Origin of the sequence: Phenylobacterium sp. (assembly GCF_044372605.1) — a bacterium.
Classification (GTDB): domain Bacteria; phylum Pseudomonadota; class Alphaproteobacteria; order Caulobacterales; family Caulobacteraceae; genus Phenylobacterium.
Genome location: NZ_JBILRO010000037.1, coordinates 1 through 20559, shown reverse-complemented (window position 1 = coordinate 20559; position 20559 = coordinate 1). Strand labels below are relative to the sequence as shown.

General features: G+C 66.2%; 21 protein-coding genes and 1 pseudogene. 3 read left to right on the top strand and 19 right to left on the bottom strand.

The genetic code is table 11. From position 1 onward, the window contains the following. Nucleotides 1–1151 (bottom strand): annotated as a pseudogene (locus tag ACIQ42_RS05460) (hypothetical protein); the annotation flags it as partial. Between the two features lie 175 nt (nucleotides 1152–1326). Here ACIQ42_RS05460 and ACIQ42_RS05455 point away from each other — a divergent pair. Next, on the top strand, nucleotides 1327–1938 hold the full coding sequence (locus ACIQ42_RS05455; protein WP_397421199.1) for a glutathione S-transferase family protein: 612 nt from the start codon (nucleotides 1327–1329) through the stop codon (nucleotides 1936–1938). On the opposite strand, the gene ACIQ42_RS05450 is transcribed toward ACIQ42_RS05455, so the two are convergent. Next, on the bottom strand, nucleotides 1929–3116 hold the full coding sequence (locus ACIQ42_RS05450; RefSeq protein ID WP_397421198.1) for a hypothetical protein: 1188 nt from the start codon (nucleotides 3114–3116) through the stop codon (nucleotides 1929–1931). The two genes, ACIQ42_RS05455 and ACIQ42_RS05450, sit on opposite strands and share 10 nt — an antisense overlap. Nucleotides 3117–3304: 188 nt before the next feature. On the opposite strand from ACIQ42_RS05450, the gene trmFO reads away from it, so the two are divergent. Then, a complete protein-coding gene (gene trmFO, locus ACIQ42_RS05445; protein ID WP_397421197.1) occupies nucleotides 3305–4681 on the top strand; it encodes a methylenetetrahydrofolate--tRNA-(uracil(54)-C(5))-methyltransferase (FADH(2)-oxidizing) TrmFO in 1377 nt (458 codons plus the stop codon). 280 nt (nucleotides 4682–4961) lie between these two features. Here trmFO and ACIQ42_RS05440 read toward each other — a convergent pair whose 3' ends face one another. From ACIQ42_RS05440 to yajC, 6 genes are all read right to left on the bottom strand, one after another. After that, complete coding sequence (locus tag ACIQ42_RS05440; RefSeq protein WP_397421196.1) at nucleotides 4962–5636, bottom strand: squalene/phytoene synthase family protein; 675 nt, start codon at nucleotides 5634–5636, stop codon at nucleotides 4962–4964. A gap of 61 nt (nucleotides 5637–5697) precedes the next feature. Continuing rightward, nucleotides 5698–6303, bottom strand: a complete 606-nt coding sequence (locus tag ACIQ42_RS05435) for a urate hydroxylase PuuD (RefSeq protein ID WP_397421195.1) — start codon at nucleotides 6301–6303, stop codon at nucleotides 5698–5700. An 81-nt stretch (nucleotides 6304–6384) separates the two neighbouring features. Further along, nucleotides 6385–6744 carry an Mth938-like domain-containing protein gene (locus ACIQ42_RS05430; RefSeq protein WP_397421193.1) on the bottom strand — a complete coding sequence of 120 codons (360 nt, stop codon included), beginning with the start codon at nucleotides 6742–6744 and terminating at the stop codon, nucleotides 6385–6387. Nucleotides 6745–6748: 4 nt separating this feature from the next. Beyond that, nucleotides 6749–7720, bottom strand: coding sequence for a protein translocase subunit SecF (gene secF / locus ACIQ42_RS05425; protein WP_397421192.1), 972 nt, complete (start codon nucleotides 7718–7720; stop codon nucleotides 6749–6751). 14 nt (nucleotides 7721–7734) lie between these two features. Then, entirely contained in the window at nucleotides 7735–9336 is a 1602-nt protein-coding gene (secD, locus tag ACIQ42_RS05420; RefSeq protein WP_397421191.1) for a protein translocase subunit SecD, read from the bottom strand. Nucleotides 9337–9351: 15 nt separating this feature from the next. Next, complete coding sequence (gene yajC, locus ACIQ42_RS05415; RefSeq protein ID WP_397421190.1) at nucleotides 9352–9702, bottom strand: preprotein translocase subunit YajC; 351 nt, start codon at nucleotides 9700–9702, stop codon at nucleotides 9352–9354. 119 nt (nucleotides 9703–9821) lie between these two features. On the opposite strand from yajC, the gene ACIQ42_RS05410 reads away from it, so the two are divergent. Further along, nucleotides 9822–10661 (top strand): ATP-binding protein, encoded by an 840-nt coding sequence (locus ACIQ42_RS05410; protein WP_397421189.1) that lies wholly within the window; start codon nucleotides 9822–9824, stop codon nucleotides 10659–10661. Here the strand turns inward: ACIQ42_RS05410 and ACIQ42_RS05405 are convergent. From ACIQ42_RS05405 to ACIQ42_RS05355, 11 genes are all read right to left on the bottom strand, one after another. Next, nucleotides 10658–12253 carry a LysM peptidoglycan-binding domain-containing protein gene (locus ACIQ42_RS05405; protein ID WP_397421188.1) on the bottom strand — a complete coding sequence of 532 codons (1596 nt, stop codon included), beginning with the start codon at nucleotides 12251–12253 and terminating at the stop codon, nucleotides 10658–10660. The two genes, ACIQ42_RS05410 and ACIQ42_RS05405, sit on opposite strands and share 4 nt — an antisense overlap. A gap of 103 nt (nucleotides 12254–12356) precedes the next feature. Next, entirely contained in the window at nucleotides 12357–13013 is a 657-nt protein-coding gene (locus ACIQ42_RS05400; RefSeq protein ID WP_397421187.1) for a protein-L-isoaspartate(D-aspartate) O-methyltransferase, read from the bottom strand. Nucleotides 13014–13016: 3 nt separating this feature from the next. Further along, nucleotides 13017–13790, bottom strand: a complete 774-nt coding sequence (gene surE / locus ACIQ42_RS05395; RefSeq protein ID WP_397421186.1) for a 5'/3'-nucleotidase SurE — start codon at nucleotides 13788–13790, stop codon at nucleotides 13017–13019. Then, nucleotides 13787–15067, bottom strand: a complete 1281-nt coding sequence (gene serS / locus ACIQ42_RS05390) for a serine--tRNA ligase (protein ID WP_397421185.1) — start codon at nucleotides 15065–15067, stop codon at nucleotides 13787–13789. The genes surE and serS overlap by 4 nt, the downstream gene beginning before the upstream one ends. A 90-nt stretch (nucleotides 15068–15157) precedes the next feature. Continuing rightward, on the bottom strand, nucleotides 15158–16042 hold the full coding sequence (gene tatC, locus ACIQ42_RS05385) for a twin-arginine translocase subunit TatC (RefSeq protein ID WP_397421184.1): 885 nt from the start codon (nucleotides 16040–16042) through the stop codon (nucleotides 15158–15160). Continuing rightward, nucleotides 16042–16527, bottom strand: a complete 486-nt coding sequence (tatB, locus tag ACIQ42_RS05380; protein ID WP_397421183.1) for a Sec-independent protein translocase protein TatB — start codon at nucleotides 16525–16527, stop codon at nucleotides 16042–16044. Before tatB ends, tatC begins: the two co-directional genes overlap by 1 nt. A 74-nt stretch (nucleotides 16528–16601) precedes the next feature. Next, a complete protein-coding gene (locus ACIQ42_RS05375) occupies nucleotides 16602–16808 on the bottom strand; it encodes a twin-arginine translocase TatA/TatE family subunit (protein WP_397421182.1) in 207 nt (68 codons plus the stop codon). A gap of 102 nt (nucleotides 16809–16910) precedes the next feature. Beyond that, nucleotides 16911–17555, bottom strand: coding sequence for an SMC-Scp complex subunit ScpB (gene scpB, locus ACIQ42_RS05370; RefSeq protein ID WP_397421181.1), 645 nt, complete (start codon nucleotides 17553–17555; stop codon nucleotides 16911–16913). A 352-nt stretch (nucleotides 17556–17907) separates the two neighbouring features. Then, nucleotides 17908–18717 (bottom strand): segregation and condensation protein A, encoded by an 810-nt coding sequence (locus ACIQ42_RS05365; RefSeq protein ID WP_397421180.1) that lies wholly within the window; start codon nucleotides 18715–18717, stop codon nucleotides 17908–17910. Next, nucleotides 18714–19751 (bottom strand): beta-N-acetylhexosaminidase, encoded by a 1038-nt coding sequence (gene nagZ, locus ACIQ42_RS05360; RefSeq protein ID WP_397421179.1) that lies wholly within the window; start codon nucleotides 19749–19751, stop codon nucleotides 18714–18716. The genes ACIQ42_RS05365 and nagZ overlap by 4 nt, the downstream gene beginning before the upstream one ends. Then, nucleotides 19736–20559 (bottom strand): SPOR domain-containing protein (locus tag ACIQ42_RS05355; protein WP_397421178.1); only part of this gene is annotated, 824 nt, incomplete at its 5' end. The genes ACIQ42_RS05355 and nagZ, both read right to left, overlap by 16 nt.

Genomic DNA, 20559 nt, shown 5'->3' with positions numbered 1-20559 from the left:
AGCTTGTTGAACGCTGCAGCCACCGCCACCGCCTCGCCGCCGCGCGAGTGACCCATCAGGCCGATCCGATCCATGTCGACCTTGCCGTAGAGCGGATGGGCAGGATCGGCGTTCCAGCCCCGCCACTGCACCAGATGCTCCAGCAGCATCCAGCCGCGCGCGTCGTTCTCCTTTGACGGTCGACTGTTGATCGGATCGACCATGTCGCTGAGCGAGGAGTTCAGGAAGTTCTCGTCCACCGAGACCAGGATGAAGCCCTGGCTGGCCAGCAACTCACCCAGGTACGCATAGCCGGAGTCAGAGAAGTCCTCCATCGCGTGGTTGCCGTGGACGATCAGCACCAGCGGGAACGGCCCCGGGCCCTCCGGCGCCCAGACCCGGCCCTGCACCGGGAAGCGTTTCGGATCAAAACCCCAGTACAGCGTGCGGAGCCAGCCGACGGGCCCGTCCCACTCCTTGTCCAGCTTCGAACCATCCACCGGCCGGGACCGCCACGTCGCCCTGCCGGCATATTCGGGGCGATGGCGATCGGCCCCGCCCCCATAGGTCATGTAGCGCACCTTGTAGGGGCCAGGGCGGCCGGGGTCGGGAAGGTCGAGCGTCTCGCCGGACAGCTGATAGTTGGCCAGTGTCGGATTGGGCTCCTTCGGCGTCCGCGCCATGCCGACGACCAGCGTCGCGATGGCGGCCAGACCCAGGCCCAGGAACACCACAGACCCATAGGGCCGCCCTGTCCGTCCGCGCCGGACCAGGGCCGTCCCGGCTCCCGCGATCAAACTGACCCCCGCGATCAAAAGGGCCGTGGCGATGGCCGCGCCCTTGTTGTCCCAGACGTTGATCAGGGTCATGACGGTCAGCGGCAGGGCCAGGGCGAGGGCCAGTCGATAGCCGGGTCGCAACAGATTCAGCACCATGAGCGCCAGCAGCGCGCCCAGCCCGGCCAGCACCAGCGCGCCCACCATCGCCGCCAGTCCGGCCACCTTTCCCACTGCGAAGTCGGGCAGGACATCGTGCAGCAGGAACGACAGGACGATGAAGACCCAGAAGCCGATCAGCCCCCAGGTCGCGCCCGTCCAGGCTGCGTCCGAGGGCGTACAAACCCGGGCAATCCAGCGCCACGCCGGCTTCAGACGCGCCAGGATACGCTTCATATTTTCCCCCGCTCTCGCACGGCTGCAGATTTCACTGCCCGTCGCGGCAAGTCGACCTTGTATTTGCAACCCGGCGCTCGGCAACGCCACGCCCAGGTCCGCCTGACACTCCAAGACCCTTCCCACGCCACGGCGTTCCCAATAGCGTCCGCGCCAAACCTGCAGGAGACGACCCTTGATCCTCTATGGCGCACCAAATCCCGCTCCGAACCCCCGCCGCGTGCGCATCTTCATCGCCGAGAAGGGGCTCGACCTGTCGGAAACGCTCGTCAACATGATGAAGCGCGAACACAAGAGCGACGAGCACCGGGCCAGAAACTCGCTGGGCCAGATTCCGACCCTGGTGCTCGACGACGGGACGGCAATCTCGGAGACCGTCGCCATCTGCCGGTATCTGGATGACACCAACCCCGGCGGCGCCCTGTTCGGTACGACGCCGCTGGAACGCGCTCATGTCGACATGTGGATTCGCCGGGTCGAGTTCGTGCTGATGAACCCCGTCGGCATGTTCTGGCGCCATGCCCACCCGCGCACCGCGGCGCTGCTGACGCAGTTCAAGGACTTCGGCGAATCGAACCGCGCGAATTACGAAGGCAGCCTGAAGTGGCTGGATCGCGAGTTGGCCGAAAAGCCGTTCATCGCCGGCGAGACCTATACGATGGCCGACATCTGCGCGCTCTGCACCATCGACTTCGCCGACTGGATCGGCCTGCCGGTCGGCGACGATTTCCCGAATGTGCAAGCCTGGCACGCCCGGGTAACGGCGCGGCCCAGCGCTCAGGCCTGAGCGGCGGCCCGTACGGGGAGGAAGGCGTAGATCAAGGCGACCAACGGCAGAAACGGCAGCAGCACTGCCGTCAGCCAACCCGGTATTCCCGCGCTACGGCCGCGCTTGGTGGTGGACAGCAGTAGCATAAGGTTGAGCGGGATGGTCAGGGCGAACACGCCAAGCACCTCGGCCCCGGCCGCCGCAGAAGGATCGCCGAACAGGCTCACCGCGATCACCAGCCCCGCCCCGAACACCACAAGGACCATGAAGCTCAGGAACCAATACCCCAACGCCGACCAGTGATACGAGGCGCTGATCGCGCCAGACCAGCTGGAGAACGCCTCGTCATAGGTGGCGAAGAACGGGTGGATGCCGTGCTCGGCCGCACGAAGGTCGGGCGCGGCGTAGGCTGGGTCAGCGTCCAGCCGGTCCACCTCGCGCTGGGCCACCGCGAACGGCGCATAGATCATCACGATCTGCAGCACCTGTAGCAGGAACTGCATGATCAGAGTGATCACGGCGGCGATCGCCGAAATCGGGGTCAGGCGCGCAATGTCCTGGATCGCCGCCTGGCCGCCCGACAGCCTCACGACCAGCACGCTGATTAAGCTGAAGCCGACATAGAGCGCGACATAAAACACCACTGCCAGGCTGATCATCCCCAGCAGCGGCCAGAAGCGGCCCTTAGTCTCTGTCCAAGCCTTGCGGAACGCGATTCGGCCATCGACGAAGACCATCGGCAACAGCAGGCATAGCCGCACGCCGATCCAGACAGCGAAGCCCAAGGTAATCGCGGCAGTGATGAATACCCCGACTGCGCCGCTCTGGGCCGCACCAGTCGAGAACACCACGCCCACGATCCCGGACACCGCATAAATGCCAATGCATGCCAGATTGGCGAGCGTCAGGCGTAATTCGTCGCGGCTCAGGTGCAGATGGGCGAACCCCGGCTCGGCGGGACGCAGTACCAGACGCATTACCCCGGCCGCGATCAGCGACATCAGCAGCGCCGTCATCCCCAGCACCAGGATGAACGCCGGCCATGACTGGGCCAGCATGTCGCCCAACGCCGCCGGATCGCCGTTCAGTAGCTGGCCCTTCTGCGCCAGGCCGATGAACTGCGGACCCAACAGCGCCATCATGGTCAGGCCGATCAGCAGGATGCCGCCGAAATAGACCGCGCTCCATGCAAGCATTACGCCGGGATGACTCCGAATTAGACGTAACCCCTCAAGCGCGGCATTGCTCGGCGAAAATCGTGACATTTCATCCTGCGGCCCCAAGCGACTCGGCCCGCCCCTTCGGGGAAAACCTTGCCTTGCGCGGGTCAACACCCGCAAGGCCCCGCTCGCGATCCTTCTCGTTCGTTGCTAGTTAGCCACGCATGTCGATCAAACCCATACATGTCGTTGGCGGCGGGCTCGCCGGATCCGAAGCTGCCTGGCAAGCTGCGGAGGCCGGTGTTCCGGTCATCCTGCACGAGATGCGCCCGGTGCGCGGCACTGACGCTCACCAGACTGACCACCTGGCCGAACTGGTCTGTTCAAATTCGTTCCGCGCTGACGACTGGACCGGTAATGCGGTCGGCCTGCTGCACGCCGAGATGCGCGCCCTGGGCTCGATCATCATGTCCTGCGGCGATGCGCACCAGGTGCCCGCCGGCGGCGCACTGGCCGTGGACCGCGACGGCTTCGCGCAAGCCGTGACCGCCCGCCTTGAAGCCCACCCCCTGATCACCATCGCCCGCGAAGAAGTGGCGGGTCTGCCGCCTGCTGACTGGGACAGCGTGATCCTGGCAACCGGCCCCCTCACCTCTCCGGCGCTGTCCGCCGCCATCCTGGAACTGACCGGCGAGGGCCAGTTGTCCTTCTTCGACGCCATCGCGCCCATCGTGAACCTGGACAGCGTCGACATGGGCGTGGCCTGGCGCCAGTCGCGTTATGACAAGGAAGGCCCTGGCGGAGACGCCGCCGCCTACATCAACTGCCCGATGGACAAGGACCAGTACGAGGCCTTCATCGACGCCCTGCTGGCCGGACCCAAGTCGGAGTTCAAGGATTGGGAGCATGTCCCCTACTTCGACGGCTGCCTGCCCATCGAAGTCATGGCCGAGCGTGGCCGCGAGACCCTTCGCCACGGCCCCATGAAGCCCGTCGGCCTGACCAACGAGCATGACCCGCAGACCAAGGCCTGGGCGGTCGTGCAGCTGCGCCAGGACAACGCACTCGGCACGCTTTGGAACATGGTCGGCTTCCAGACCAAGCTGAAGCACGGTGCCCAGACCGACATCTTCCGGATGATCCCGGGGCTGGAGAAGGCGGTCTTCGCCCGGCTTGGCGGCCTGCATCGCAACACCTTCATCAACAGCCCGCGCCTGCTGGACGAAACCCTGCGCCTGAAGGTCGACCCTCGTCTGCGCTTCGCTGGCCAGGTCACCGGCGTGGAAGGCTATGTGGAGAGCGCCGCGGTCGGCCTGCTGGCCGGGCGGTTCGCCGCGGCGGAACGCCTGGGCCAACCAATCACGCCGCCACCGCCGACCACCGCCCTGGGCGGCCTGGTGGGCCACATCACCGGCGGCCATTTGACGGGTGCTAAGGCCAGCTTCCAGCCGATGAACATCAACTACGGCCTGCTACCCCCCATGGAACCGCCAAAGCGTGATGCCGAGGGCAACCGGCTCGGCGCAAAGGAAAAAACCCGGATCAAGAAGCGCATGATGGGCGACAGGGCCCTGGCAGATCTGGCGACGTGGGCGGGATAGCCTAAAGCCCCATGGCGGATAGCATTTGAAGCGCAAAAAACCTCAATATATCCACTAGTTGGGTAAAACCCCTTCTCCCCTTGCGGGAGAAGGTGGCAGGCGAAGCCTGACGGATGAGGGGTTGATCACCCTATCCGGAGACCCTGCTGGTCTGCTGGAGCAATCGCAGCGCGACCCCTCATCCGACCTCGCTCCGCGAGGCCACCTTCTCCCACAAGGGGCGAAGGGACAGTACCGCCCTGAACGACGACGCATGAGCGACGCACCCAGAGCGAACGGCTCAGATCCGCCCCAGAGCGACCGCGATCGTCAATCGCATCCGCTTGGCGACTTCAGACTTCGCGGGTCCGGAAGCCAGCACCAGGTGCGCCACCGCCGGAAACGCAGGCGCGCTCAGATGCCGTACGGCGGTCCGGGCCGTCGCCAGCGTCTGCTCGAACACGGATGTCAGTTCCGGCGTATCGGTCACCTTGCGGCTCAGCGCCCAGGCCGAACCCGCCGCCAGCGCCATTTCGGAAGCCGATGTTGGGTCGAGAATCTCCACCGCCAGCGACGCCGTCTGGCCGCCGCAGTCGCGCGCCCAATCGAGTCCCTCCAGGGGGGTCATCGGCGCCGGATCCAGTTCGCGGTAGCGCGCGTCGATCATCGCTTCCAGCGGACCTCGCGCCAGTCCCCGCCGGGCGATCACGGCCGCCAGCGCCTGGGCGGTCGGATGGCGGCGCACGGTGCGGCCCTCGAACGCCTCATCCAGCATCTCGCGCCACCAGGTCAGGCGGATTTCGCCCAGCAGCGGGTTGGACGCCACCCGCGGCGCCCGCGCCAGCTCATGGTCATAGGCATAGAGGGCGACCACATCGGCCCGCACCGCCTCGTCCGCGATGAACCGGCTGGACAGCCAGCGCTCGGGATCCACGCGCCGGATCAGGTCGTCGAGGTCTTCGGCGGGGGTGTCCATGGGTCCTCAACGAAAAAGGCCCGCCATCATGACGGGCCTCCTCGCAAATATCCGATGAATCCTAACCGAACATCGTCTGGTTCATGGTCATGGTCACCAGCATCGGCACCGACAGCAGCGTGTTGGTGCGCGAGAACAGCATCGCCTTGCGCCCGGCCGCAGCCTTGGCGTCAGCGTCGCCCTCGACAATGCCCAGCGCGATCTTCTGCGCCGGCCAGATGAAGACCCAGACGTTGAAGAACATGATCGTCGCCAGCCACATGCCCACGCCGATGAAGGTGTGCTGCGGAACGACAAACCCGTCCATGGCGCCCAGCGTCATGGCCTGCACGAAGTAGCCGCGGCTGATCGCCAGGATCACACCCATCACCCAGGTCGCCAGCGCCGCATAGCGGAACCAGAACAGGGCCTCAGGGGCGATATACTTGGTCACGCCCGGCTTCAGCTCCGCCGGGATCTCCGGCATTTTCCGGATCTGCACGAAGTTGAAATAGTACAGCAGCCCGATCCACAGGATGCCGAAGAAGGTGTGCAGCCAGCGGAACGCCGCCGTCCAGAAGGTGGTGTCCAGGCCGCCGTTGTGCGCCGCGTAGCCGCCGACAAGGATCAGTGACAGCACGAAGCTGACGATCATCGTGTTACGGAAATTGGCGAGTAGTCCTGCCATGTGAATGCCCTTTTCGAGTCCCAGCCCTAAACGCAGCTATAGGCGGTTTCGAAGCCGGGCGGAAGCGACCCGCCAAAGGGATCAGATAGCAATCAGCGCCGCGGCGATCCGGCGCCCCTCAGAGGTCAACAGATTGTAGATCCGGGCGGCTGTCGGGGTATCCATGAACTCCAGCCCGATGCCCGCCAGACGCAGGCCGTCACGCACCTCGCGGGACGGCAGCGCATTGCGCATGCCTGTGCCCAGCAGCACGAACTCCACCTCACCCGCGCCCGCAGACAGCACGGGCGCCAGCGCTTCCAGAGTCACGCCGGACATGTCGCTGACGGTCCAGGATGTCGCCTCGTCCCGCAGGATCAGAACCGAACCGTCGTGTCGCGCCCCCGCCAGGCGGAACCCGCCGTCGCCATAGGCGTCGATACTGGGCGCGTCGCGGGCCACCGGCCTAGCGCTGGACGATCGCGGACTTGGCCGGCTTGATCGGCTCGGCTGGCGCGTCACCGCGCTTCACGCCCCAGAGCAGGATCACAGGCGCAGCCACATAGATCGAGGAATAGGTGCCGATCACGATCCCGAACATCAGCACCACCGACATGCCGAACAATGTCGGCCCACCAAAGATGGCCAGCCCTGCCAGCGCCAGCAGCGCCGTCAGACCGGTGATCACCGTGCGTGATAGCGTCTCGTTGATCGACAGATCGATCACCTCACGCAGGGGCATGGTCTTGTACTTGCGCAGGTTCTCCCGCAGCCGGTCGAAGACCACCACCGTGTCGTTCATGGAATAGCCGATCACCGTCAGAATCGCGGCTACCGTCGACAGGCTGAACTCCAGCCCGGTAAAGGCGATCATCCCGAACGTCAGGAACACGTCGTGGAACAGGGCGACCACGGCCCCGACGCCGAACTGGAGCTCAAAACGGAACCAGATGTAGATCAGCATCAGGCCGATCGACAGCACCAGGGCCATCAGACCGGCCTGGAAGAGCTCACCTGAAACCTTGGGACCAACAACATCTGTGCGCTCGAAGCGGACGTCACCCAGGCCCGCGCGGACTGCCGCCTTGACCCTGTCGACCGTCTCGGCCGGATTGGCGCCGGCGGGGGTCTGAAAGCGCACAAGCGCCTCTGTCGGCGACCCGAACGCCTGCACCTGCACATCACCCAGATTGAGACGATCCACAGAGGCGCGCAGCGCACCAAGGTTCACCGCCTTGGGCGCAGTCGTCAGTTCCAGCACCGTGCCGCCCTTGAAGTCGATGCCGCAGTTCAGGCCGCCGCAAGGCGGCTCAAAGGGCAACAAACCCCGGGTCAGCGCGGCCACGACAGCGATGGCCGAAAGGATGGCGGCGAACCGGGCGAACTTGACGAACTGGAAGTTCGTCTTGACCGGCAGAAGCTTGATCAGGGGCCACATTTTCATCTCTCGCCTTACGCGATCGGCAGGGTCTTGGGACGGGCGGTTCGGAACCACCAGGCCAGGAGCACCTGGGTAATGAGGACGGCGGAGAACACCGAAGTGAGAACGCCGATTGAAAGCGTCCAGGCGAAGCCCTTCACCGGCCCGGCACCGAACTGGAACATCATCAGCGCGGCAAGCAGAGTGGTGAGGTTGGCGTCGATGATCGTGCTCATGGCCTTGGAGAAGCCGGCGTCCATGGCCATCACAGCGCTGCGCCCTGCGCGGATCTCGTCTCTCATTCGTTCATAGATCAGCACGTTGGCGTCAACGGCCACGGCCAGGGTCAGGATAAGACCCGCAATGCCCGGCAGCGTCAGGGTGGCCTGGGTGATGCTCATGGCCGCGACAATCAACAGGCCGTTGACCAGAAGCGCCGCCACCGAGATGCCGCCAAACAACAGCCCGTAGGACAGCAGCATGAACACCATGATCGCCACGAAGCCGACGATGGTGGAGATCTTGCCGGCCGCGATGGCGTCAGCGCCCAGCTCGGCGCCGACCGTGCGCTGCTCTTCCACATTCAGGCGCGTCGGCAGGGCGCCGGCGCGCAGCAGGATGGCCAGGTTGTTGGCGCTTTCGGTCGTAAAGTTGCCGCTGATCTGGCCCGAACCGCCGGTAATCGGCTCGTTGATGTTGGGGGCCGAGACCACCTTGTTGTCGAGGACGATGGCGAACCGCCGGCCCACGTTGTCGGTGGTGGCGTCACCAAAGCGGCGCGCGCCGTTGCCGTTGAAACGAAAATTCACGATGGAGCCGCCGCGCTGCTGGTCGAAACCGGCCTGGGCGTCGGTCAGCATCTCCCCCGTCACCAGGGCCCGGCGCTTGACCACGTAGTAGGGCTGGAAATCATCGCCCGGGATCAGCATGGAACCAGGAGGAACACGCCCGGCCACGGCCTGATTGATGTCCGCCGTCTCGTCGACCAGATGGAAGGTCAGTTTCGCCGTCTGGCCAAGAATGGACTTCAGTTTCTCCGGATCGCTCTCGCCGGGCGCCGCCACCACGATCCGGTTCAGACCCTGGCGCGTGATGCTGGGTTCGCGGGTGCCCAGTTCATCGATCCGTCGGCGGATGATCTCCTGCGACTGCTCCACCGCCTTGGCGGCCTCGGCGGCGAAGGCTTCCGGCACGAAGGCCAGTTGCAGGCGTTGATCAGCTTCGGTCGTCACCGTCACGTCCCGACCGCCGGCCACCCCGGCCAGTTCAGACCCGATGTTCTGACGAAGCTGGCGGGTCGCCGCAGGGATATCGTTCGGGTCGGTGATCCGGAGCACCACCGCGCCGCCCACCACCGCCAGGCCGGAGAAGGCGATCTTCTTCTCTCCCAGCTGGGTCCGGACATCCTCGACCATGTTGGTCAGGCGTTCATTACGCAGCGCGTTCGTGTCGACCTCGAGCAGGAGGTATGAGCCGCCCTGCAGGTCGAGGCCCAGGTTGAGTGTCTGACGCGGCAGGAAGCCAGGCAGCCCCTCGCGCGCCTTTGGCGACAACGCATTCGGCAATGCGAACATCAGTCCGAAGACAATCGCCAGGGCGACGAGGATCAGCTTCCAGCGCGAGAGGGTCAGCATTTCAGGGCTTCAGCTCTAGGCCTTGGCGTCGTTGGCAGGCGCGGGCTCGCCCTTGGCGCGAACATCGGAAATCATCGCCTTCACCACCTTCACGGTGACGCCGGTGGCGATTTCCACGCCGACTTCCTTGTCCTCGACACGGACCACCTTGCCCATCAGGCCGGAAGACAGCACCACCTGATCGCCCCGCTTCAGGGCGGCCAGCATGGCCTGATGCAGCTTCATCCGCTTTTGCTGCGGACGGATCATCAGGAAGTAAAACAGCACGACCAGCGCCACGAGGGGCAGGAACTGTAGCAGCATGGCCTGGGTGCCACCTGTGGCGGCGGCGCCGGCGGCTTGAGCGTAGGCAGGGGTTGCGAACATGGCCTCTCCGAAATGGCGAGCAGGAACCGGGACACAAGACCCCCGGCGAAAGTCGGCGGAAGCTATGCGCAGCGCCCCGCTTTTGCAATGGAACCCGCTTGCCTCTATGGCGTCTTGGCATGGAGATCGACCTGAATCCGCTTTTGACCCGTATTGCAGAGGCTCTGGAGCGCCTGGCGCCGCCGATTCCGCTGGAGGCCACCTTCCAGGATGGCCGCATTTTCCGGCACGATCCGGCCACCGGAACATTTCATCCGGCGCCTGACTATCCAATGCCTCTGTCGGCGCTTGTGGGCATCGAGGTCCAGAAGGCGCGCTTCGTCGGCAACCTGGCGCGCTTCGCGCGCGGCCTGCCGTTCAACCACGTCCTGCTGTGGGGGGTACGCGGCACGGGCAAGAGTTCACTGGCCAAGGCTGCGTTTACCGACGCCGTCGCCGAGCAACCAACCTTGCGGCTGGTGGAGATCGACCGCGATCAGGTCAGCGCCCTGCCCGTCCTGTTCGACACCCTGCGACGTCGCGCCGAGCGGTTTGTCGTGCTTTGTGACGACCTCTCGTTCGAGGAAGGCGCCTCCTCGGCCAAGGACCTGAAGTCAGCGCTTGAGGGCGGCGTCTCCGGACCGCCGGCCAATGTGCTGTTCGTCGCCACCTCCAACCGCCGCCACCTGATGCCGCGCGGCCACGACGAAGACCGGGGCCTGATCGCGACCGCCGAGGACGCCGAGGAACAGGTCAGCGTCTCCGACCGCTTCGGCCTCTGGATCGGGTTTCCGCCCATGGATCAGCCGACCTATCTGGCCGCCGTCCAGGGCTATGCAGAACGCTACGGCCTGGAGACGCCCGATCTCGACCGGCGGGCCCTGCAATGGTCACAGCTGCGCGGCGCCAGGTCCGGGCGCGTGGCATGGCAATTCATCCGCGATCTGGCGGGAGAACAGGGCAAGCCACTGCCTCTTTAGCGCGGCAGCACCAATCCCGGGTCAATCGGTCGCGCCCGTTCCTGCGGCGTGGCGGCGTAGCGGATCTCAAAATGCAGCTGGGGTTCGGAAACCCCGCCTGACGATCCTGCCTGGCCGATCTCCTGGCCCTGGCTGACCTTCTGCTGCATGCGCACCCCGACCCGGGACAGGTGGCCGTAGGCGGTCACCCACCCGTCAGCATGCTTGACCAGCACCAGGTTGCCGAAGCCGGGCACCTGATCGCCGGCATAGACCACGTCGCCGTCGGCGGCCGAGCGAACCGGGTCGCCCACATTGGCGCGGATATTCAACCCGTCATTGCGTTGGCTGGGCCCCTTGGTCCCGAAGCCGGAGATGATCTCGCCCCGAATCGGCCAGGCGAAACGACCGGCGCCCATCTGGGTGATCTGGGCGTCGCTGACCGGGGCGCTGGCCACCGGCGCACCGTTGACCGTGCCCTGGGGGGTGAACGTCTGGGGCGGCGGCCGCGAGGGCCGGCGCGGTGGCGGCACATAGGGTTGGGGCGCGGCAGGAAGGCCCGCTCCGGGTATATCCGGGGTGCGGGAGGGCGTCGGCGACTCCTGAACCGGGGACGGCGTACGGGGCTCCGACGGTGGAGCACGTTCCGGCGCGGGATCAGCAATCGGACCGCGATCCCTGTAACCCGCCGGCAGGCGCAGTTTCCGGCCAGGCGCCACGGAGGCCCCGCGTCGCAGACCGTTCGCAGCCCTGAGCTTGTCGACACTCACCCCAAACCGCTGCGCGATCTCCGCCAGGGTGTCGCCACGACCGACCACATAGGCCTTCGCCGAGCCGCCGGGGCCCCGGATCGGCTGGCCGGGCTGGAGCGGGTAAGGCTTCTTCAGCTTGTTGATGCGCGCCAGATCATCGATCTCACTGTCGAGCCGACGCGCGATCTTCTCGAGCGTGTCACCCTTCTTGACGCGATAGACGGCGCCAGGCGTGTCCACGTTGATAACCCGACCTGTAACCGAGCGCCCGGAAACCGGGACTTCCTGCGGCTCCGGCGCCGTGATCCGGCTGGATGGCCTTGGCTTGCGCTCGACCGGCGCCGAAGCCTCCTCAGCCGGCGCGTTTGCCGCCTCCGAACCGGGAATGGTCAGCTTGCGCCCCGGCGTCAGCGCCGAACTCCGGCCCATGTCGTTGGCCGCACGAAGGGCCTCCACGGTCGTGTCCAGGCGTTTGGCGATGGCGAACAGCGTGTCGCCGGACTTCACGACATAGCCATCCGAGGCGCCCCTCGAGGGGGTCCGCGCCGACGATCTCGCCGCTGGCTTTGACGCGGCCGTCGGGCCCTTGATGACCTGTCCGGGCATCAGTCGATAGGGCGACTTCAGGCCGTTGAGCCTGGCCAGTTCCTCGATATCACTATCGAGTTTGCTCGCGATCTCGGCCAGCGTGTCGCCGCGCTTCACCGTATAGGTCCCCGGCGCGCCGGTGCGCGCGGCCGCATCCACCCCGACCACGCTGGGCGCATCAGTCGCCGCCTGGGCCACACCCACGCCAGCCAGCGTCGGCATGGCCGCGCCGGCCAGAAGGATCAGGGCAATTCGTCTAAGGTGCTGCGTCATCGCCGCTCCGGGGTAGTGACAAAGAATCGTCGGGGCGTCCGTGGGGATCATGGCTGTGAGCCCACGCCCACGCCAACCCACAATCCACCCCAACACGAAAAGGTCAGAGTTCCTTGGCCACGCCATCCAGCAACGGCACAAATCGGACATCGATCAGGTCTTCGATCTGAAACCCTCCCTGCCCGTCTCCAGTATAGCGGCGCAGCACCTGCACAGGTCCCTTCCCGATCGGCGCCACCAGGATTCCGGTGGGCTTCAGTTGGCCGAGCAGAGCCTTGGGCTCATCTGGCGCCGCGGCTGTGACCATAATGCGGTCAAAAGGCGCCTGCTCCGGCCATCCTTCGCCACCATCACCAAACCGGGTGATCACATTGGTGAGGCCCAGCTCCTTGAAACGGCCCGCAGCCTCCTGCATCAGGGTGCGATAACGCTCGACCGTATAGACCAGCCGCGCCAGCTTCGAGAGCACGGTGGTCTGGTAGCCGCTGCCCGTGCCGATCTCGAGCACGCGGTCGCGCCGATCAATCTTCAGCGCCTGGCTCATCAGACCCACCACGAACGGCTGGCTTATCGTCTGGCCGCAGGCGATGGGCAGCGCGGAATCCTCAAACGCCCGATCCTTGAACAGCGCCTGGGTGAAAAGCGGCCGGGGCGTCGTCTCGATGGCGTTCAGCACCTTGGGCTCGGTCACGCCCTGCGACCGTAGCGCCAGGATCAGGCGCGCCATCTGCGTCTCGGGACTGTCTGCTGCGTCCGTCATAACTCAGAGCTTCGGCGGAGCCCCGCCCAGCTGACCCTTGAGGTCATGGACGGTCTTCTGGTGCGTCAGGTCAATATGCAACGGCGTCACCGAGATCTTGCCGTCGTAGAGCGCGCGCAGGTCGGTGCCGGCCGGCGGGCTGGAGCGCAGCGCCTTGAAACCCACCCAATAGTACTCCCGGCCACGCAGGTCCGTACGCTTCTCGTTGTGCCGGATCTGGAAGTCGCGGAAGCCCTGCCGGGTGACCTCAACCTCCTTGATGTCCTTCACATCGCCGTTCGGAAAATTGATGTTCAGCACCACGTCCTTCGGCCAGCCAATTTCCACCAGTCGCTTGATGATCCCCGGGCCAAAGGTCTCGGCGGCCTCGTAGCTGGTTCCAGGCTCATAGAAGCCCATCTGCGACAGGGCGATGGAAGGCACGCCCAGCGCCATCCCCTCGATGGCACCCGCCACCGTCCCCGACATGGTCACGTCTTCCGCCAGATTCGCGCCCCGGTTCACACCGGAGAGCACCAGATCCGGCCGCTTGCCCACAATCAGGTCATTCACGCCCAGCATGACGCAGTCGGTAGGCGTGCCCGTGGTCGCGAACCGACGCTCGGCCAGCTGCCGCACGCGGATCGGATCGGCCAGCGTCAACGCCCGGCTGGCGCCGGACTGCTCATACTCCGGCGCGCATACCCACACGTCGTCGGTCAGCCTGGCGGCGATCCGCTCGAGGGCCTCCAGCCCGTCGGCATGGATCCCGTCGTCGTTGGTGATGAGGATCCTCACGCCTGCCCCCCGATGTGCGACACGCCCGGCATGTAGGCGTGCAGGGCCTGCGGGATGGCGATCCGGCCGTTCTCGTCCTGATAGTTCTCCATGATCGCCACCAGGGTGCGTCCTACGGCAAGGCCTGATCCGTTCAGGGTATGGACAAACCGCGTGCCCTTCTCGCCCGCCTTCTTGGCGCGGGCATCCATGCGCCGCGCCTGGAAATCCCCGCAGTTGGAGCAGGAGCTGATCTCGCGATACTTGCCCTGGCTGGGCAGCCAGACCTCCAGGTCGTAGGTCTTGCGGGCACCAAACCCCATATCGCCGGTGCACAGCAGCATGGTGCGGAACGGCAGGTCGAGCCGCTTCAGCACCGCTTCGGCGCACCCCACCATCCGCTCGTGCTCGGTCTCGGATAGCTCCGGCGCCACGATGGAGACCAGCTCGACCTTGTAGAACTGATGCTGCCGGATCATCCCGCGCGTATCGCGCCCCGAGGCGCCCGCTTCCGATCTGAAGCACGGAGTCAAGGCGGTGAAGCGGAGCGGCAAATCTTCCTCAGGCACAATCTGGTCCATCACCAGACTGGTCAGCGGCACCTCCGCCGTCGGGATCAGCCAGCGGCCGTCAGTGGTCTGGAACAGGTCGTCGGCGAACTTGGGCAGCTTGTCGGTGCCGTAGGCCGCGGCGTCATTCACCAGCAGCGGCGGTGAGACTTCCAGGTATCCATGCTCGCGCGTCTGCAGATCCAGCATGAACTGGCCCAGCGCCCGCTCCAGTCGCGCCAGATCACCCTTCAGCACCGAAAACCGCGCGCCGCTCATCCGCACGGCGGCCTCAAAGTCCAGCAGGCCGGACATCTCACCGAGATCGACGTGATCGCGCGGGTTGGCGATGGCGAAGGGTTCGCCCCAGCGCCGGACCTCGACATTGTCGTGCTCGTCGGCACCCACCGGCACATCCGGCGCGGGGAGATTGGGCAAACTGGCCAGGATGTCGTGCAGCGCCTCGCTCGCCGCGCGCTCCGCCTCGGCCTGCTCGGCCAGAACGCCTTTCAGGCCCTCAACCACCGCCATCAGGCGCGCGGCTTCGGCCTCGTCCTTGCGACCCTTGGCCTGGCCGATCTGTTTGGAGGCGTCGTTGCGTTCGGCCTGCGCGATCTGTCCCGCCGTCTGGGCTGCACGAAGCTTGGCATCCAGCTCAAGGATCTTCGACACCTGTCCGGACAGCCCCTTTGCCGCCCAGGCCTGCTCGTACAGCTCGGGCTTTTCGCGAAGGGCTCGGATATCGTGCATGGTGTCCGCTTTGGGGCTAGGCGGCTCTCTCTAGAGCGCGTCGGACAGGGCGCCAACCTCCCCCATCGCTCGCAAGGAGGCCGGAACAGGTCAGCTCAGCGCGACATCCGTGCCCGCTGCCGCGTCTTCCTTCTTCCGCCGCAGTTCGATCAGCTTCACACAGCCGACCGAGGCGAAATAGAGGGCGATGATCGGCACAGCGAGCAGCAACTGGCTGATCGGATCCGGCGGCGTCACCACGGCGGCGACCACCACCACGCCGAGCACGGCATAGCGCCAGCCCTTCCACAGCATCTCCGAATTGACGATCCCGGCCAGCCCCAGCAGCGTCAGCACCACCGGCAACTGGAAGCAGAGGCCGAACGCCAGCAGGAGCGTCGTCACCAGGGTCAGATAGTCCGACACCTTGGGCAACAGCTCCACCGCGATGCCCGCCCCCATGATCTGCTGGCTCAGCGAGAACCACAGAACGAAGGGCAGGATGATGTAATAGACAAGCGCCCCGCCCAGGGTGAACAGGGCCGGCGCGGCCAGCAGAAACGGCAGGAACGCAAAGCGTTCGCGCTTGTAGAGACCCGGCGCCACAAAGGCGTAGACCTGCCAGGCCAGCACGGGGAACGACAACACCACAGCGCCAAAGCCAGCCAGCTTCAGCTTGGTGAAGAAGAATTCCAGCGGCGCGGTGAACATCAGTCGTAGATCGCCGGTGGCGGCCGGAGCCTCCTTCAGGCCGATCAGCACAAACAGCAGATCGAAGGGTCCTGTAGCCTCTCCACCCTTGGAGTCGGCGTACATCTGGGCCGCCATCTGGAAGGGGTGCAGCAGGAACAGATAGATCGGTGCGGCAAACGCAAAGCAGATGATGAATGCGACCACGATGGCCACCACACAGATGATCAGGCGGCTGCGCAGCTCCACCAGGTGATCCATCAGCGGCGCGCGTGACGCCTCGATCTCGTCCTCATCCACGCTCATCAGCCCGCCTCGACGGTCTTGGGCGCGCGCTTGCGACGCTTGGGCGCGGCCTCGACCACCGTGGCTTCAACCGGCGCGGCCGCCTTCTTGCGCGGTTTGCGGGCGGGCTTGGCGACTTCGGAGATCTCCACCGGCGGCGGCTCCGGCGTCTCATATTGATAGCTCATCGGCGGATGCAGCTGCACGCCCACCTCGGCCATGCTCTGCTCGATCTCACCCACGGTCGAGCGCATCGCCTCATCGTGATCGGCCATGTCGGCAAACTGGCCGCGGCGCATGGCCTCGACCTCCTTGCGCAGCTCGTCCAGTTCGGTCTGGCGCGCCATCTCGTCAAAGCTGGCCCGGAACTCCGACGCCATGCCGCGCAGCTTGGCCATGAACTGACCGAACCGGCGCAGAAGAACGGGTAGATCTTTCGGGCCCACGACGATCAACGCAACTATGGCGATGACCACGAGCTCTGACATGCCGACTTCGGGGAGCATGGCTGCGGCCTAAAACAGAAGCGCCGGCCGCAATCAAGGCGGGCCGGCGCGAAATGGTGGAAAAGCGTCTGGCCTCAGCCGCGCGCGCTGTCTTTTTCGTCCTTCGGAAGCGTCTGGGCCTTGGCCTCCTCTTTGGCGTCCTCACCCTTCAGGCCGTCGCGGAACGCGCGAATGCCCTTGGCGGTGTCACCCATGATACCGGAAATCTTGCCGCGCCCGCCAAACAGCAGAAGCGCGACCACGACGATGGCGGCGATGTGCCAGATACTGAACGCGCCCATGGGCCGAACTCTCCTTGCGCGGGGCCAGATCGCCGCCGCCCGATGCCTTGTGAGGCTATATAGTCCGTCCGCCGCCGTCACGCCAATGGTGAGGCGCCTGGGCTACGAAGTTCCCTCGTTCTCGCCCAGATAATCGACGTGGAACTCAGGCGCGTCGGCGTCCAGCGGATCTTCGTCCAAAGTTGGCGCATTGGGGTCGGGCACCGCGAAGTCAGGCGGAAGATCCATCGACAACAGGCCCGCTGTCTTCATCTCCGACAGCCCCGGCAAGTCCGTCAGACTCGCCAGCCCATAGTGCTCCAGGAAGCCATCGGTGGTGCCGTAGGTCACCGGCCGCCCCGGAGAGCGCCTTCGTCCTCGCATCCGCACCAGGCCCAGTTCCAGCAGCACATCCAGCGTCCCGCGGCTGGCCTGCACGCCGCGCACCGATTCGATCTCCGCCCGCGTCACCGGCTGGTGATAGGCGATGATCGCCAGCGTTTCCTGGGCCGCCTTCGAAAGCCGCCGCGGCTCCTCGCGCTCCTCGGTCATCAACCAGGCCAGGTCCTGCGCAGTCTGGAAGCGCCAGGCGTTGGCGACGCAGGCCAACACCACGCCACGCCCCTCATATCGCGCCGCCAGCTCGGCCAGCGCCCCGGCCACGTCCGCGCCCTCCGGCAACCGCCGCGCCAGATCACTCTCGCTCAGCGGCCCTGAGGCGGCAAACAACAGGGCCTCGATCTCGCGGGCAGTCGTAACGTCGGTCATCCCCGGCTCCACCGCCGGGCCAAGAGACGCGCAGGACAACCCCTTTCCTCCCCCGACGGGTTATCAGCTTCCGTAAAATCAGTGGCTTGAGACGTCACCCTTCTCCCCTTGTGGGAGAAGGTGGCAGGCGAAGCCTGACGGATGAGGGGTCGATAGACCTTCCGGCAGAAAGTGTTGTTTCCTTTTCGGGATTCGCCGCGCGACCCCTCATCCGAGCCGCTCTCGCGGCCCACCTTCTCCCACAAGGGGCGAAGGGCAGGCCCGGGCCTTATCGAAGCCCGTGACATCAGTAACCCGACAGGGGCGGAGAAGGGCGCCAATAAATCCGGCAGACAGGACAGGGCTATCGATCTCATGCGACATCCGCGCCCTTCCGCGCCCGAAGAAAGATGTCGGCAAACGCCTCGAGCTGGCGCGCCTCCATATCGCCTTCCTTGACCAGTTCCAGGCTGGCCGACAACGTCGACGCCAGATAGGACGCCCGGCTGGGCCCCGCCGTGGGCGTGCCCGCCGGCGCGATGCCGTTCAGCGCCGTCCATCGGTCCAGATCGGGCAACAGACGACGCAGCCGCTCGCGGGCGTCCTCAAGCGGATAGGCCACCGGGGCTGCGGGCTTGTAGCTGCGCTGCGCCTCCCTCTGGCGCTGGCCGATGTAGGCGCTCATCAGTCCATAGAGGTCGCCTTCAAACTGGCCCGACGGGATGATCCGGATCGCCTCCGGGTCTCCGCGCCCGAAAACGTCGCGCTTCAGCTGCGCCCCCGCCAACAAACGCTCGGCCGCCTCACGCATCGCCTCCAGCTTGGCCAGCCGGAACGCCAGCCGCGTTGCGATCTCCTCGGCGGGCGCTTCCTCGGGGCGCGGTTGCTCGACCTTTGGCAACAACAGCCGGGATTTGAGGTAGGCCAGCCAGGCCGCCATCACCAGATAGTCCGCCGCCAGCGAGAACCGGCGTCGCCGCGCGTCCTGCACGAAGGCCAGATACTGATCCGCAAGCTTCAGGATCGAGAGCTGCAGCAGATCCACCTTCTGGCTGCGCGCCAGGGCCAACAGGACGTGCAATGGACCCTCGTAGCCCTCAAGGTCGATGATCAGCGCCTCGCCGTCTTCCGCAGCAGTCACCGCAGCGGCAAAATCCAGGGAGGGCTGGAAGCCTTGGCTCATGCCGCCCACCTTCCCCCAAACGCCGCGTCGAAGCGAGCCCGGGCATCCGCGGCGTCAAACGGCATGGGCGGCGCGACCCGCCGCGCAAGGGCGGCTCTGACCCGACGGGCTGATGGTCCTGTCAACGTGCCTGCGCCGGCGAGCACCGACTTGCCCCCGGCCATATCACCGGGGCCATAGAGCGCCACATCACAGCCCGCCTCCCGCGCCGCCCGCGCCCGCTCATTGGGGTCGCCTTCAAGGGCCGCCATCGATAGATCGTCGGTGATCAAGAGGCCGTCGAACCCTATGGCGGTCCGGATGACATCGTTGATGACTGTGGGCGAGATTGTGGCCGGTCGCGCCGGGTCAATGTCTGCGAAGATCACATGCCCCGTCATGGCCATGGGAAGGTCGGCCAGAGCCCGGAAGGGCGCCTGATCGCAGGCGGCGAGCTGGGCCCGGTCCGCTTTCACCACCGGCGCCTCATGGTGGCTGTCACTTTGTGCACGCCCCTGCCCCGGCATGTGCTTGATCACAGGCAGCACGCCACCGGCCAGCAGGCCTTCGGCCAGCGCCCGCGCCAGCCGGGTGACATCGGCGGCATTATCCGAGATTGCCCGGTCACCGATGGCGTCGTGGCCCTCAGGGTTGGCGACATCCAGCACCGGAGCGCAGTTGACCGTGATCCCGACCGCCGCCAGATCCTGGGCCAGCAGGCGACCGCCAAGCCCGGCCATCTCCACGGCCGCCTCAGGATCGAGCCGGCTCAAGGCTCCATAGGCGCGGCCCGGCGGGTAGCGGCGCCAATGCGGCGGCCCCAGCCTCTGGACGCGCCCGCCCTCCTGATCCACCAGCACCGGCGCATCCTCTCGGCCCACGGCCTCGCGCAAGGCTGCGGTCAGCGCGCGCACCTGATCGGGCGAGGCGATGTTTCGCCCGAACAGGATAAAGCCCCATGGCTGGCCGTCCGCAAACAGGGCCACCTCTTCCGTCGTCAGGACCAGACCGGAACACCCCAGGATACAGGCCGCCACCGTCACCGGACGAAGCAACTCTTCCCGGCCGCCTGAAGTCTTGCGCAGAACGCCTGCGCGTCGGCCTTCGTGGCGAACCCGGTGACCGCCGTGCGATAGAGCGTTCCACCATTGCGTTCGATCTTCTCGACGCTCTTTCCCTTGCCGGCGCCGAGGCCGGGCGCGGCGGCCACGGCGTCGTTCCATGCCTTGTCCGCCAGCGCTGTGGACGAGACCGCCCCGATCTGCACTGCCGCACCGCCGGCGGAGGTCGGCTTGGGCTCCGGCGTGGACGGCCTCTTGATCTCGGCGGGCGGGGCGACCTTGGGCGAAGGCGCAGGCTTGACCGGCGCGGGCGCCGCCTTCGCCGGCGGTGGCGCAGGTTTCGCGGCGGGCGGCGGCGATATCACGGCTGGCCCCGGAATCGCCGGTTTCAGGGCCTGGGCTGTGGCGGCTGACGGGACCTGGGTCACAACGACAGGAGCTGTCGGCCGCGCCTGGGGCTGCTCGGGCGGCGCCACAAACGCCGGTTCTGGCGGGGCCGCCCCGATCGCACCGCCGTCGTCGGCCTTGTAGATCTGCAAGCCCGCCGCCGGGTCCTGAGGTTGAGCTTCCGGCGTCGCAGGCGCCTTTATCCCGCCGATGGGGGCACCTACCACCTGCGGCGCCTCGGCGGCCTGGCGCACGCCTGACCGGTAGAACATGAAGATCGCCGCCACCAGGGCCGCCAGCACCAGCACGCTCAGGATCAGCGTCACCGGGATCGGTCGCTCGCCCCGCACGGGTCGGCGCGGATCAAAACTCCGCGGCGCATCTCCGGTGGGAGGCGTGTAGGCGCCGCGCTCAT

Excerpts from the sequence above, each read along its gene's own strand:
- serS (WP_397421185.1), bottom strand. The coding sequence starts at position 15,067 with ATGCACGATATCCGAGCCCTTCGCGAAAAGCCCGAGCTGTACGAGCAG.
- ACIQ42_RS05440 (WP_397421196.1), bottom strand. The coding sequence starts at position 5,636 with ATGGACACCCCCGCCGAAGACCTCGACGACCTGATCCGGCGCGTGGAT.
- ACIQ42_RS05400 (WP_397421187.1), bottom strand. The coding sequence starts at position 13,013 with ATGACGGACGCAGCAGACAGTCCCGAGACGCAGATGGCGCGCCTGATC.
- ACIQ42_RS05410 (WP_397421189.1), top strand. The coding sequence starts at position 9,822 with ATGGAGATCGACCTGAATCCGCTTTTGACCCGTATTGCAGAGGCTCTG.
- trmFO (WP_397421197.1), top strand. The coding sequence starts at position 3,305 with ATGTCGATCAAACCCATACATGTCGTTGGCGGCGGGCTCGCCGGATCC.
- ACIQ42_RS05435 (WP_397421195.1), bottom strand. The coding sequence starts at position 6,303 with ATGGCAGGACTACTCGCCAATTTCCGTAACACGATGATCGTCAGCTTC.
- scpB (WP_397421181.1), bottom strand. The coding sequence starts at position 17,555 with ATGACCGACGTTACGACTGCCCGCGAGATCGAGGCCCTGTTGTTTGCC.
- yajC (WP_397421190.1), bottom strand. The coding sequence starts at position 9,702 with ATGTTCGCAACCCCTGCCTACGCTCAAGCCGCCGGCGCCGCCGCCACA.
- secD (WP_397421191.1), bottom strand. The coding sequence starts at position 9,336 with ATGCTGACCCTCTCGCGCTGGAAGCTGATCCTCGTCGCCCTGGCGATT.
- ACIQ42_RS05375 (WP_397421182.1), bottom strand. The coding sequence starts at position 16,808 with ATGGGCGCGTTCAGTATCTGGCACATCGCCGCCATCGTCGTGGTCGCG.
- tatC (WP_397421184.1), bottom strand. The coding sequence starts at position 16,042 with ATGAGCGTGGATGAGGACGAGATCGAGGCGTCACGCGCGCCGCTGATG.
- secF (WP_397421192.1), bottom strand. The coding sequence starts at position 7,720 with ATGTGGCCCCTGATCAAGCTTCTGCCGGTCAAGACGAACTTCCAGTTC.
- ACIQ42_RS05405 (WP_397421188.1), bottom strand. The coding sequence starts at position 12,253 with ATGACGCAGCACCTTAGACGAATTGCCCTGATCCTTCTGGCCGGCGCG.
- tatB (WP_397421183.1), bottom strand. The coding sequence starts at position 16,527 with ATGCTCCCCGAAGTCGGCATGTCAGAGCTCGTGGTCATCGCCATAGTT.
- ACIQ42_RS05450 (WP_397421198.1), bottom strand. The coding sequence starts at position 3,116 with ATGCTTGCATGGAGCGCGGTCTATTTCGGCGGCATCCTGCTGATCGGC.
- ACIQ42_RS05365 (WP_397421180.1), bottom strand. The coding sequence starts at position 18,717 with ATGAGCCAAGGCTTCCAGCCCTCCCTGGATTTTGCCGCTGCGGTGACT.